Below are 13234 nucleotides of genomic sequence, written 5' to 3' on the forward strand. Positions count from 1 at the left end.
GTCGACCACCGGGCGATGGCACAGGCGGCTTCGGTCGACCACCGGGCGATCGCATAAGCGACTTTGCTCGACCACCGGTTCGCGCACCTGGACACCACGCATAGGGTGGATCTATTCGAGAGACATCCAGTGAGAGGTTTGTGTACATATGGCTCACAGCGTCAAAGCCGTCGTCGTCATGGAGAAGGACGCTCCGGCATCCGTTACCACAATTATCGTGCCGGACCCGGGACCGGGCGAAGCACTTGTTGACATCCTGACCTGCGGAGTCTGCCACACCGACCTGCATTACAAACAAGGCGGAATCAGCGACGATTATCCCTTCCTGCTGGGTCACGAAGCAACGGGCGTGGTCAACGCCGTTGGCCCAGGAGTTACCGAGGTCAAGGCGGGCGACCGCGTTATCCTCAACTGGCGGGCAGTCTGCGGCGAATGCCGCGCGTGCCGTCGGGGCGAAGCGCAATACTGCTTCAACACCCACAACGCCACGCAGAAAATGACCTTGGAAGACGGCACCGAACTATCTCCCGCACTCGGCATCGGCGCCTTCGCCGAGAAAACGCTTGTCGACGCGGGCCAGTGCACCAAGGTTGACCCCGAAGCGGATCCGGCAGCCGTGGGTCTGCTGGGCTGCGGCATCATGGCTGGCATTGGTGCCGCAATCAACACCGGCAACGTGCGCCGCGGCGATTCAGTTGCCGTGATCGGCTGCGGCGGCGTTGGAATCGCCGCCATCGCCGGTTCGAAGCTGGCGGGGGCTACAACCATCATTGCGGTGGACATTGACGACCGTAAGCTGGAACTCGCCAAGGGCCTCGGTGCCACGCACACCATCAACTCCACAGAGACCGATCCCGTTGAAGCCATCCGCGGCCTCACGGACGGAAACGGTGCAAATGTGGTGATTGACGCCGTCGGCCGTCCCGAAACCTACAAGCAGGCGTTCTACGCGCGCGACCTCGCCGGAACGGTGGTGCTGGTCGGCGTGCCGACGCCGGACATGACGTTGGAACTGCCCCTCCTGGATGTCTTTGGGCGCGGAGGTTCGCTCAAGTCCTCCTGGTACGGCGACTGTCTACCGTCACGTGACTTCCCCATGCTGGTCAGCCAGTATCGGCAGGGCAACCTCAATCTCGACGCCTTTGTCACCGAGCGGATCACGCTCGATCAGGTTGAGGAAGCGTTCCACAAAATGCACGACGGCGCGGTTCTTCGTTCGGTGGTGGAGCTCTGATGGCGGCGCGCATCGACCATCTGGTCACCTCTGGAACGTTCTCGCTCGACGGCGGAACCTGGGACGTGGACAACAACGTGTGGATCATCGGTGACGACGCCGAGTGCATTGTGATCGACGCACCGCATGACGCGGCGGCAATAGTCGACGAAATTAACGGACGGCAGGTGAAGGCCATCCTCCTCACCCACGGTCACGACGATCACATCCGGGCCGTCGGCGACCTGTTCGACGCCGTTCGCGCCCCGATCTACCTGCACAGCGCGGACCGCATGCTGTGGGACCAGGTGTACAGTGACCCATCTCCCGACCATGAAATCAACGACGGTGACACGTTCGACGTCGGCGGCGTGACTCTGAAAGCAATCCATACGCCAGGGCACTCCCCCGGCTCGGTGTGCTTCTACCTGGAAGACGCCGGCACTGTGTTCAGCGGAGACACGCTCTTCCGGGGTGGGCCAGGTGCCACCGGCCGCTCGTTCAGCGATTTCCCCACGATCATCGGCTCAATCCGCGACAGGCTGCTCACCCTCCCCGCCGACACCGTAGTCCGCACCGGACACGGCGACTCGACAAGCATCGGCGAGGAAACGCCACACCTGGAGGAATGGATAGCGCGCGGCCAGTAAGGGATGGAAGCACGACGACGGCGGCGGTGCCCGTTGGGCAGCGCCGCGGCTTTTTCCGTGGGTCCGCTAATCCGACGACCCGATGCCTTCGAACACGTCATGCAGCATTGGGGAGCCCGGGGGGCTGGGCGGCCACCCAATGACCAGGTATTCGCGGCCGACGGATCGTTGCCACTGTTCTGCGGTCCGGTCCAGATCGTAAATCACACGGCGCTGGCTGCGGTGCTCCTGCAGCCCCGCGACAATACGGTCAGCCACCGGGGACGCATCAACCTCGACCCCGATCAGCTCGTCCGGTACGCCGCGCAGTTGGTAGACCTGCGTGGGATCCCAGGGAGCCAGTCCCTGTGCGCGACGGGCCTTATTCCAGCGCTCGAAGGTCGATTCCTTGAGAGCTCCGTGGACCAACCGGTGGAATCCTTTAGTGCCCGCTGTGCGCAGGCGATGGAACGCCTCGTCCGCGGCGCGGCCAACGGCAATGTGATCCGGGTGGCCCGTGATGCCATCCGGTCCGAAAGTAGCGACGACGTCGGGGCATTCCTCCTCCATGACCGCCGTCAACCGTGCAACCAACTCCTCGAATGGCACATCAGCTACCCGGCCGTCGTCGTAATCCAGCCACTCGTGACGGTCCGGCTCACGTCCCAGCGCCCGCCAGGCGCTGCGGCACTCCTCCCGCCGAATTGCTCCGAGCGTCTCCCGGGTGGCAGGGAAGCCTGGCGGAATCCCGCCCGCAGCGCCGTCCGTTGCATGGACCAGAATGAAGCGGAAACCAGTTTCACCGGCATGGAGGGCAACGGTGCCGGCGAGTCCGTACGCGTCGTCGTCCGGGTGGGCGACCACCAACATGAGCGAGCTGCCGGAGGACGCAGACTGGTGGAGCATAGCTCAGACTACTCCCGTGCGGTCAGACGGAACCAGAGGTGCTGCCGGCTGCCCGGCGCGCTGCGCCCGAATAGACGGCGACGACGGCGGCCGCAACGTCCTCCACGCTCACACCAGGGGTGAGGTCTTCGACTGCGCCCGCGGTCAAAGGATCCCAGTTGAGATCCAGGGCGGCGTACGTGGCTTCCAGAACGGCCCGGATTGGCGCCGAATTTTCCACCACGATGACCGAGGAAAACAACCATGCACCCGCGATCACGCGCTGAGCGGTACCGACCAGCTTGAGTTGCGCAGTTGCGCCGTTTCCATGAACGCTGAACTCCCCTGGACAGTACTCGCCCGGAATCTCACCGACAGCCGCATCCACCCCCACACGGCGCAGGGCCTCTGCCAGGAGGGCACCCAGCAGGCTGAACCGTTCACGGGATCCCGCAATCGCATCGGTATGCGGCTCTATATGATCGACAATCAGACAACCCCGGTGGTACGCCGCGGCCCGCCCGCCGGCCCGCCTGACCAGTGGTTCAAAACCGTGGCTTCGAGCCGCCCTGGCCGCAGCGTCGAATCCAGCCAACCGTGCATCGCGCTGGCCAAACGCCATGGTTGGCTGAGGCCGGTACAGGCGAAGCGTTGGGCCAATGGTGCCGGCTGCGGCATCGCGGAGAAGCTTTATGCCCCGGTCCAGGTCCGCAGCTGCACCGGCGGACAAGTCCTGGTGGATCACCTGGAGGGAGCCCTGAGACCATGCACTCATCTAGGTTAGGCTCCTGTTCATGGTCTTTCTGCAGTATCTTGTTGCCGCGGCAGCCTTCCTGCTGCTGGATTCAATCTGGCTCAAGTCCATGAGCGGCTTCTACCGAAAGAACCTCGGCGGCCAGCTCGCGGACAAACCCAATTTTGTCTATGCGGCGGTGTTCTACCTAATCTATATCGCCGGGATAGTACTCTTCGCCGTCCAGCCGTCCCTCGCGGCACAGTCGTGGGGCGCCGCGCTCGGCTACGGCGCGGCCCTGGGTTTTTTCGCCTACGCCACCTATGACCTCACCAATGCTTCCACGCTCAAGCGGTGGCCCGCCGTCGTCGTCGTCATCGATCTGGCGTGGGGCACCGTGCTGACGGCGCTCATTACGCTGACCACCTACCTGGTGTTCGCATGATCCGTTTTGCGCGGAACGCCGCGGTGGTTGCTGTGGTGTTCCTCGCCATCGATATCCCGTGGCTGCTGCTCATGGCCGGCACGTATCGGGAGTGGATAGGCCCGCTGATGGCTGAGCGGGCCTCGCTGGGGTTCGCCGCCGTCTTCTACCTGGGCTACGCGGCGACGGCATACTGGCTCGCGGTGAAGCCCGCCCTGGAGAAGGCAAGCGGCCGGGCCGCTGCGGTGTCAGGCGCTGTGGTCGGTTTCGCCGCCTACGGCACGTACGGCTTCACCAACGCTGCGACGCTCAGGGACTGGCCGGTGGAAATGCTGGTCATCGACACGATCTGGGGCACCGCGCTGACGGGCACCACGTGCCTGATCGCGTATCTGGTGGTCCGGCGTCTGGACCGCCGGACCACCACCCGCAAACCTGCCTAGCGGCCCCCGTCGATCTTCCGGCTGCGCTGCTCGATGCCAGGAGTCCCATACGGGTAGTCGGCTACGTCCGGTGCGCTGACCTCGGAGAGGCTGGAAGTTTCCTGCTCAGTGAGGCGCAGCGTGGCCGCCCCGAGGTTATCAGCGAGTTGCTCGGTTGTGCGCGCACCAAGGATTACTGACGTGACTGCCGGCTGCTGTGCAACCCAGGCCAGCGCCACCTGCGATGCGCTGACGCCGCGGGCCTTCGCTGTGGCGAGTACGACGTCGATAATCGCCCAGGTCTTCTCCTGTGCGTTGCGCTTCTTCCACGCTTCCATGCCGCGGTCAGGGTTCTCCCCCAGACGCGTGGCGCCCTGCGGCGCAGTGTCACGCTTGTATTTGCCCGTCAGCCAGCCACCACCCAACGGGGACCAGGGCAGCAGGCCCATGCCGGCGTCGAGCGCTGCCGGAACAATCTCGGGCTCAATTCCGCGCACCAGCAGGCTGTACTGCGGCTGGAGGGTGACCGGCAGGTCCCAACCACGGGCCTTGGCGATGCCCACCGCCTTGGTGAGCTGCCAGCCGGTGTAGTTGGAGAAGCCGTAGTAGCTGATCTTGCCAGCGCTGACGGCATCGTGCAGGAAGCCCAGAGTTTCCTCCAGCGGGGTCAGCGGATCCCAGGAATGCATCTGGTACAGGTCGATGTGCTCCACGCCGAGACGCTTCAGCGACGCGTCAAGGGCCAGCCGCAGGTGGCGGCGGGACAGGCCCAGGTCATTGACGCCCTTTCCCATGGGGAACCGGCCCTTTGTGGTGATCACCATGTCACCCGCTGCCGGGCTTTTGGCCAGCCACCGGCCGATAATCTCCTCCGACACGCCTGCGCTGTAAACGTCGGCGGTGTCAATGAAGTTGCCGCCGCCGGCTGCGTAGTCGTCGAGGATGGCGTGAGAAGCCTTTTCGTCGGCCTCCGCACCAAAGGTCATGGTGCCCAGTGCGTAGGCCGATACCGACGTTCCGCTGCTACCGAGGTTCCTGTACTCCATATGCGCTCCTTTAGTTGGTGACCGTTACGCCATTGACGAATGCGACGTGGTCTTTGATGTTTGCTGCTGCTTCTTTGGGCTGTGGGTAGTACCAGGCGGAATCGGGGTTGGTCTCACCATCCACTTCAAGACTGTAGTAGCTGGCGTCGCCCTTCCACGGACAGGTGCTGTGGACGTCGCTTTCCCTGAGGTACTCGCTCTTGACACTGTCTTTGGGGAAGTAGTGGTTGCCCTCGACCATTTCGGTGTGGTCCGATTCCGCGATCACCTTGTTATTCCAGACTGCCTTGGCCATGATGTTCTCGATTCTATGCACCGCTCAGCGCGGATTGCACTGTGAGCGCGGTTACAGGGATAACCACGACGACGGCGCGTGAATTCCCTGCGCGCCTTACGCCAGCTTGCGGAGGGTGAGGATCTGTTCGGTGCGGCCAAACGGGCCGTCAAGATCGTGCAGCACCGAGGATGTGAGCCCGATTCCGTCCGAGCCGAAAGTGACGTTGGTTTCCAATCCGAGCCACTCGCCCGTCGGTTGCCTATGCAGATGCACCTGAAGGTCGACATTGGGAAAGGCCCAACTGCCGGGGCCGGGCGGAACTCGGGTGGCGATCCCGTTTGCGGTGTCCATCAGTCCAATCAGCCGGACCATATCAGTCGAGGTTACTCCTTCGACGAGTGGGTGCGGCGTACGGAGCCAGACCCGGCCGTGGCCTGGACTGTGGCCGGGAAGCCTGCGCACCTCGATGGATTGGATGTAGCCGCCCGGCCATTCGGCGACAGCATCGTGGGGTACTGCTTGGTCCGGACCTGGCAGGGGCTCATCCCCGGTCGCCGCAATGACCGCTGTGTCGCTGGTGGCCAGCCGCCAGGCACGAGCCCGGATGGCGGTTCGGCCGTTTGCGTTCATTTCGGTTTCAAGCAATTCGATGGTCTTGCCAGGTCGCACCATCCGGGTGACAACTTCCACCGTATCGAGTGGGATCAGTCCGAGGATCTCGTAGGAAATCCGGGCCATCCGCAGATCCGGTCTAGGTTGAAACTGCTCCAGGCAGTGCGCCAACAGTCCGGAAGCCGGCGCCATGTGCTGCTCGTGGTCATTCCATGCACCCTGCGAGTGGAGGGTGGCCTCGAAGCGCCCGTCGCCGAGACTGCGGTAGTACGAATCAGCCATGTGCAGTTCACTTTCTTCCGTCTGTGGATTCAAGCTCGTCCTGTGCCCTCGCCGCCAATGCCAGGAGACGTGTCTCATCATCGCTGGTGAATCCTCTGGGCCGGTCATCAACGATGCACAGGCTACCGATCCGCCATCCTCCGGGTCCGGTCAACGGGTACCCGGCGTAGAAACGGATGTGCGGCTTCCGCTGGACAAGCGGGTTGCTCACGAACTGCTCATGCTTCAGCGCGTCATGCACAACCGTCACATCGTCATGACGGATTGTCTCGTTGCAGAAGGAGATGGAGCGCGGCACATTCTGACCAATCGGTCCAGCCAGCGATTTGATGAACTGCTGGTGTTCCCCGATCAATGCCAGCGAGGAGGAGTTGACACCGAACATCTGCTGCGCTTCGCGGGTGATGCGATCGAAACGTTCCTCGGCGGGGGTGCCCATCAGCCCTGTCCTGCGCAGGGAATCGAGTCTCCGAAGCTCCTGGTCATCGTGCGCGAAGAGTGCGCTTGAAGCTGTGACGAACTTCTTCAGCGCCGCGTCCGTGCAGCTTTCAAAACTGCTCGCTGTAATGGAACCGGACTTCAGTGAAACGTCGTCGGTGGTATAGGCGGCCCTACGTGCCGGGGACGCTGCGTCGTCAAGCAGTTCGTTGATTGCGTGCGAGAGCATGTCCCGCTGCAGATTGTCGATCAGGAGAAGGCCATGAAGATAGGCCCCTACCTCAACACAGTCGCAGCGGCCACCCAGGGTGCGATAGTTGGCCCAGATCCTGTCCGGCGCCAGGGCCGCCTCTGCAACGGCTTGCGCAGTGAACCACTGCTGTAGGAATGGATTGATCACTCTTCAGTCACCTCGAGTGCGCGTCATATCCGTCGGCTTCCATTGCCTCACGGAGCTTGATCAGGCCGGCTTGAATACGTGATTTTGCGGTGGAAACCTTGATCCCCAGGGCCTCGGCGACCTCAACGTAGGTCAGTCCCTTGTAGTAGGCGAGCTTGATGGCTTCGGCCTGAAGGGTAGTCAGGGACGCCAGGCACCGTTGGACGCTTTCGGTCATCAATGTGTGGTGAACGGTGTCATCGACGGTATCCGGGATGACCGCATCCGCTTTCAAATTGTAGAGGGCGTCCCGTCCGGCGGAACTCTGTTCACTGCGTACCCGGTCCACGGCCCGCCTGTGTGCCAAGGTGAAGATCCAGCTTTCTGGTGACCCGAGCGCTACACGGTACTTGTGTGCCGATACCCAGATCAACAAAAAGACGTCCTGGACAACTTCAGCAGCGATCGCCGGATTCCGGACCACCCGCAAGGCGAGTCCGTGCACGCGGTGGGATACATGTTCGTACAGCTGTGCAAAAGCGTCGTGATCGCTGGCAGCCACACGGTCGATGATTTCCGTGAGCGTTTGAGAGCTCGTTGTAAGTTCCTGCACTGCTACCCATCTGTTGCGACGCCGTCGTCCGCAAGCAGGACAGAGGACATCAGAGGTTCCCGTTCGGGAATACCCGCCGCACGAAATCGAAAATGCAGCATAGGTGGAGGCTACCATTGGCAAGCTTAACGGCGGCTACCCCGGAATCTGGATTCTGGCGGCTTCCTGCAACAGTGGATCGGAAATCATCACGGAGACCGGGCCGGCGGCGATGTCGAAAGCAACGAAACCCCGCGATTTGTCTCCGGGCAGCACCTCGCCCGACCCCAGTTGGTTGTCCGCAAACAGGTTGACATCAGCCGCGCGCCCCTCCGCGTCCTTGGCGCTGAAGTAGAACGGGTTGGAGGTGGTGGTGCCGGACTCGGTTTCCCAGAGCACGTCCAGCAGCAGGTAGCTGCCGTTCATGGCCGGCGTGGCAAGGGCCGTGGTGGTCACGACGTCGGTCCGCTCGGCGGAGACGATGGTGATGGTGGCAACGTTGCCGTTGCCCATATCGACGGCGAACGGCGTCCCCACGGTGGGCTCAGCCGGCTCAGCCGCTTCCGGCTCAGCCACGTCTTCCGCGGGCGGCGTTTCGGCGGGATTCTCCGCTGCTGGCTCCTCGGCCGGCTCTGTGGAGGCCGCAGCAGTCGGGCCCGATTCCGGTCGGTCATCGGCAGCGGGGGTGTTTTCGGTGGAGCACGAACCGAGGATGATCCCCAGCAGCACCACTGAGGCTGGAATGACGAACCTCTTCTTCTTGTAGGCGGGACGCTTCGTTGCGGCCGGTTCGGCTGCAGCCGGGGACAGTGATTCAGGGTTGTGCTGGGACATGGGAATGCCTTTCGTTGAAAGAGGTGAAATGCGGCGCGTGCGTAGCTCTACTGCTTTTCCCAGTCACCGCAGCGGGTGGAGTTGAAGTCCTGACCCGCTGAGAGCGTCACGGTGGGGCGACCGCCGCCTGGGATGTCGTTCTCGATGATGTTGCTGCCGTTGGTGCCTGACTCGTAGATGCCCCAGTAGCAGCTGGAGCCGACGTCGGCCGCTGAGCGGTACGTCCCCGGTTCTATATCGGTGCCCACGGTCCAGGTGCCGTCGCTGATGGTGTTGGCCGCCTTTTGGTCCTCGGCTCCGCTCACCGCGTCTTCGCGCTTCTTGACGGCGGCTTCGGCAGCCTTGACGCCCTCCTCGCTGCCCTTTACTGCCGCACTGGCTTCCTCTACCTCAGCTTCCCGGGCAGCCACCTTGTCCTCACGGTCCGAAATGCCGTCCCGCAGGGTTGTGTAGCTGCCTTCCAGTGACCCGTAACTGGACTCCGCGGCCGCCAGCTCCGCCTCCACGGATTGCTTTTCCTCCGTCAGGGATCGGTACGCTTCACTGGTTTTCGGATCCGGCATAGCGGTTCCCACCAGGGTTGCGCCGGTGAGAACCGCGGCAGCAACAAGGACGACGACGGCGGCCTTCTTCCGCGAGCTGCCCGCCGTGGTGTCCGGCGGTTGGTCAATCGTGCTGTTGGTGTCCATGACGTGCTCTTCCCCTGAGATGTATAACGGTGGACCGGCGGCGGGAATCCTCTCCCCCATCTGAGGACTCCCGCCGTCCGACGCAGCTCCGGAAGGTGTCTCCGGCGCTGCAACTTGAACCTATGGCGAGCGGTCATGTTCATTGTCTAGGAGTGCTGATAATGCGGGTTATCAGCTGTGAGTCTGGGTTGTCGGACGCGACAGTTACGCTGAACAGACAATCCGAAGGGGGAACACGATGAAGTCACTGCAGGTGCGCATGGGCCTCACCGACGTTGCAGCGCTCGCCAGAGTGCAGCGGCCGGTGGTCTCGATGTGGCGCACGCGCAGCTTGGGCTCACATCTTCCTTTCCCGACGGCCGTGGCCGTGGAACACGGCCGGGAGGTTTTCGACCCCGATTCCGTGGCTCGCTGGCTCGCCGCCACCGGTCGCGGCAACAATCCGGACGCCGTAAAGGACGCCGCCGCTTTCGCCCGAAATGTCTGGCCGGGAGACCGCGGCCAGCCTCAGGACGGTCCGGCGGCGTTTGACGGCTTGAGCGCGCTGCTTGCGCTGAAAGTCATGATGGGAAGTGCTCTCGCGCAGCAGAGCGGGGATGACCTTCTGGACGCCGCGGACGAATGCGACCCTGACAACCTCTTCCTCTATAGCGAAATCGAATTGCTGGGCACCTCGCTTCCGGACCTGGCCGGCTACGCGGACCAACTGGCCGATGCCGCGTACAGTGCACCAGCCGCGTTTGAGCAATTGCTCGCGGACCGTTTCCGCTCCGGACTCCGCGAACATGCGCAGACCGCCCTCACCGAGTCCGCTGTTGCCCTGGTTGCAGCGGCCGCCGTGGAGCTTGCGTCCGCGCTGGATGCGCCTGGTGTTTTTGTCGATTCCTCGGGAGGCAGCGATCTGCTGTTCGGTGTGGCGCAACGGTCCGCAGATGCCAGCCACCTCACGCTGCTGACAGCGGACGACGACGGCGCCGCCTCACGCCTGGTGCGCCGCCGCCTGCGGGTGCACGGTTTGGACAGCCGCAGGATCAACGTCGAAGCAAGCGGCGCGTTTGCTGTTCCGGGTCCGGCCGTGCACGTGGCGCAGTATCCATCGGCAGGCAAGCCAGGCATCAGTCCCGGCGAAATTCTCGCCGGCATCGACAACACGGTGCTCCAGATGGACGATGCGCAGCGGGCCGTCATCATCGCACCGGCGCGGATCCTGTGCGACGCCGCCCCGTCTGCCGAGGTATCCCGTCTCCGCGCAGATCTGCTGCGTTCCGGCCGCGTGCGCGCCGTCGTCCGCCTGCCGCAGGGGCTCCTGCGTTCCAAGCCGCGTGAAGCCCAGGCCTTGTGGGTGCTGGGCCCGTCCTTCGCCGAGGTAAGTATCGCCGAGAAGTGGACCATGGTGGCGGACTTGACCGCGCGTCAGCTGACCGTGGATGTCACTCAAGACCTCATCAGCGACATCGTTGCGTCCATGGGTGATCACGCAACCGTGCGTGCCCACTCGTTCCGATTTGCGCGGCTGGCGCAGACCCGGGTCCTGCTGGCGGGCCGCGGCTCCCTGGTAGCGGCTCCGCAGATGTTCCGGCAGCGGCCGGACGGACCGCGCCGCCCCGCTGAAACTGTGCTCCGGGTGGAAGAGCTTGTACGGCTCCTGGAGACTCCGGCATCTATGCTTTCCCTGAACGCGACAGCCGCCGGTCCAGGCAGCAGTGTTCCGCCGGCAGCGATCCAAGAGTTGATTTCCTCGGGCAACCTCTCCTACGTCAAGGGCAACCGTGTTGCGGAACAGCAGGTGGTGCGATTGGGCGGAACGCGCACTGGCGGACTGCGTGTGATTGGTCCTGACGAACTCCTGGATCCGCATCGGCTGGATCCCCGGGCTGGACCCGCCCGGCTCATCAGCCTGCTTGAATTTACCGCTAACAATCCCGCTGGCCGCCTCACGGAACGTGGGGACGTCGTTTTCTGTACCAGTCCGCGTCCTGCCGCGTTGGTGGATGGGGAAGGCGGCGCCGTCGTCGTTTTCCCAGCCCGGATTCTGCGAATCGATCCCGGCGATCCNNNNCCCGCCGTAGTCGCCGCGGACATCAACGCTGTGGCACCTGCGGACAAGAACTGGCGGCAGTGGCGGCTGCGCCGCACGCCCGACAGTGCGCATCGGTCGCTGGAAGCCACGCTCAAGCACCTGCAACACGAGCACCGCGAAGCCCGGCAGCGCGTGGAACGGCTGCAAGAACTCGCTACGCTGATTTTGGACGGCGTAGCGGGCGGAAGCCTCACCGTGACAGAAGCCACCCCCGAAACTCCCGCACCACCTAGCAAAGGAACCCGTTAATGCCTCCGAAACTGAAGGTGGACCTTGCGCCGTCCACCATGAAGGAACTCAAGGACACCCTGTGGAAGGCTGCGGACAAACTGCGCGGTTCCATGGATGCCTCCCAGTACAAGGATGTGATCCTGGGATTGGTGTTCCTGAAGTATGTGTCGGACGCATTTGAGGAGCGGCGCGGGCAGATCGGTGCCGAGCTGGAGGCGGAGGGGCTCACCGGGGATCAGATTGCTCAGCTGATCGATGATGTGGACGAGTACACGGGCCGCGGCGTGTTCTGGGTGTCGGCCGACGCCCGTTGGACCTATCTGGCGGAGAACGCCAAGGGGCTTCCCGCCATTGACGGTGCGGCGCCCAAGCAGATTGGGCAACTGATTGATGAGGCGATGGAGCTAGTCATGGCGGACAACGCGAGCCTGGCCGCCACCCTCCCCCGCATCTACAACCGGGACAACGTGGATCAGCGCCGGCTGGGCGAACTGCTGGATCTGTTTAATTCGGCGCGGTTTACCGGGCAGGGCGCCAGCAAAGCCCGCGACCTGCTGGGCGAGGTGTACGAGTATTTCCTGGAGAAGTTTGCCAAGGCCGAGGGCAAGCGCGGTGGTGAGTTCTACACCCCCGCCGGCGTGGTGCGCGTTCTGGTGGAGGTGCTGGAACCCAATCGTGGCCGGGTGTATGACCCGTGCTGCGGTTCCGGCGGCATGTTTGTGCAGACGGAGAAGTTCCTGGAGCATCACAACCGGGAGGGCTCGGACATTTCGGTGTACGGGCAGGAGCTCAATGAGCGCACCTGGCGGATGGCGAAGATGAACCTTGCCATCCACGGCCTCAACGCCAACCTGGCGTCCCGCTGGGGTGACACCTTTGCCCGGGACCAGCATCCCGAGCTAACGGGGACCAACGGCGCGGACTTCATCATGGCCAACCCGCCGTTCAACATCAAGGACTGGGCACGTTCCGAGTCCGATCCGCGCTGGAAGTACGGCGTTCCGCCAGCCGGCAATGCGAACTATGCGTGGATTCAGCACATCATCTCCAAGCTCGCGCCCGGCGGCAGCGCCGGTGTGGTGATGGCCAACGGATCCATGTCTTCCAACTCGGGCGGCGAGGGTGAAATCCGCGCCCAACTGGTGGAGGCCGATCTGGTCTCCTGCCTGGTCGCACTGCCCACGCAGCTGTTCCGCAGCACCGGCATCCCTGTGTGTACGTGGTTCTTCGCGAAGGACAAGACATCGGGCGAGAAGGGTTCCGAAGACCGCACCGGGCAAGTGCTGTTCATCGATGCGCGCAACTTGGGCTACATGGTGGACCGGGCCGAGCGGGCGCTGTCGGATGAGGACATTGGCCGTATTGCGAATACATATCACGCCTGGCGTGGCACCACGTCGGTCGGCCAAGGGCCGCAACCGGTGGTCGACCAAGGGCCGCCAGGCCCGCGTGGAGACCTCCCAACCCC

Annotated in this window: 15 protein-coding genes; 6 read left to right on the top strand and 9 right to left on the bottom strand. The window is 63.5% G+C overall.

Features of this window, described 5'->3' with window-relative positions:
• Positions 1-148 precede the first annotated feature (148 nt).
• On the top strand, positions 149-1234 hold the full coding sequence (locus tag Y708_RS0117565) for an S-(hydroxymethyl)mycothiol dehydrogenase (protein ID WP_028280940.1): 1086 nt from the start codon (positions 149-151) through the stop codon (positions 1232-1234).
• Positions 1234-1863: an MBL fold metallo-hydrolase gene (locus tag Y708_RS0117570; RefSeq protein ID WP_028280941.1), complete on the top strand. Its 630-nt coding sequence runs from the start codon at positions 1234-1236 to the stop codon at positions 1861-1863. The genes Y708_RS0117565 and Y708_RS0117570 overlap by 1 nt, the downstream gene beginning before the upstream one ends.
• 66 nt (positions 1864-1929) lie before the next feature.
• Here Y708_RS0117570 and Y708_RS0117575 read toward each other — a convergent pair whose 3' ends face one another.
• Positions 1930-2748, bottom strand: coding sequence for a PIG-L deacetylase family protein (locus Y708_RS0117575; RefSeq protein ID WP_253905863.1), 819 nt, complete (start codon positions 2746-2748; stop codon positions 1930-1932).
• A 22-nt stretch (positions 2749-2770) separates the two neighbouring features.
• Positions 2771-3502, bottom strand: coding sequence for a lipoyl protein ligase domain-containing protein (locus Y708_RS0117580; protein ID WP_028280943.1), 732 nt, complete (start codon positions 3500-3502; stop codon positions 2771-2773).
• A 19-nt stretch (positions 3503-3521) separates the two neighbouring features.
• Between Y708_RS0117580 and Y708_RS0117585 the strand changes: the two genes are divergently transcribed.
• Complete coding sequence (locus Y708_RS0117585; RefSeq protein WP_028280944.1) at positions 3522-3905, top strand: DUF2177 family protein; 384 nt, start codon at positions 3522-3524, stop codon at positions 3903-3905.
• On the top strand, positions 3902-4327 hold the full coding sequence (locus Y708_RS26000; protein ID WP_035776740.1) for a DUF2177 family protein: 426 nt from the start codon (positions 3902-3904) through the stop codon (positions 4325-4327). Before Y708_RS0117585 ends, Y708_RS26000 begins: the two co-directional genes overlap by 4 nt.
• On the opposite strand, the gene Y708_RS0117595 is transcribed toward Y708_RS26000, so the two are convergent.
• From Y708_RS0117595 to Y708_RS27710, 7 genes are all read right to left on the bottom strand, one after another.
• Positions 4324-5352, bottom strand: coding sequence for an aldo/keto reductase (locus tag Y708_RS0117595; protein ID WP_028280945.1), 1029 nt, complete (start codon positions 5350-5352; stop codon positions 4324-4326). The genes Y708_RS26000 and Y708_RS0117595 overlap by 4 nt on opposite strands.
• A 10-nt stretch (positions 5353-5362) precedes the next feature.
• Positions 5363-5647: a DUF427 domain-containing protein gene (locus Y708_RS0117600; RefSeq protein ID WP_028280946.1), complete on the bottom strand. Its 285-nt coding sequence runs from the start codon at positions 5645-5647 to the stop codon at positions 5363-5365.
• A 96-nt stretch (positions 5648-5743) separates the two neighbouring features.
• Positions 5744-6523, bottom strand: coding sequence for a thioesterase family protein (locus tag Y708_RS0117605; protein ID WP_028280947.1), 780 nt, complete (start codon positions 6521-6523; stop codon positions 5744-5746).
• Between the two features lie 7 nt (positions 6524-6530).
• Entirely contained in the window at positions 6531-7361 is an 831-nt protein-coding gene (locus Y708_RS27705) for a GAF domain-containing protein (protein ID WP_051479126.1), read from the bottom strand.
• A gap of 7 nt (positions 7362-7368) precedes the next feature.
• Positions 7369-7953: a sigma-70 family RNA polymerase sigma factor gene (locus Y708_RS26010; protein ID WP_051479127.1), complete on the bottom strand. Its 585-nt coding sequence runs from the start codon at positions 7951-7953 to the stop codon at positions 7369-7371.
• Between the two features lie 135 nt (positions 7954-8088).
• Positions 8089-8766 (bottom strand): DUF4352 domain-containing protein, encoded by a 678-nt coding sequence (locus Y708_RS0117620; RefSeq protein ID WP_028280948.1) that lies wholly within the window; start codon positions 8764-8766, stop codon positions 8089-8091.
• Between the two features lie 47 nt (positions 8767-8813).
• Positions 8814-9455, bottom strand: coding sequence for a hypothetical protein (locus tag Y708_RS27710; protein ID WP_051479128.1), 642 nt, complete (start codon positions 9453-9455; stop codon positions 8814-8816).
• A 238-nt stretch (positions 9456-9693) separates the two neighbouring features.
• On the opposite strand from Y708_RS27710, the gene Y708_RS0117630 reads away from it, so the two are divergent.
• Positions 9694-11784: a hypothetical protein gene (locus Y708_RS0117630; protein ID WP_035776741.1), complete on the top strand. Its 2091-nt coding sequence runs from the start codon at positions 9694-9696 to the stop codon at positions 11782-11784.
• On the top strand, positions 11784-13234 hold a 1451-nt coding region (locus tag Y708_RS26020; RefSeq protein ID WP_081746952.1), incomplete at its 3' end, for a type I restriction-modification system subunit M. The genes Y708_RS0117630 and Y708_RS26020, both read left to right, overlap by 1 nt.

The sequence above is a fragment of the Arthrobacter sp. H5 genome (assembly GCF_000520595.1).
Classification (GTDB): domain Bacteria; phylum Actinomycetota; class Actinomycetes; order Actinomycetales; family Micrococcaceae; genus Arthrobacter_D.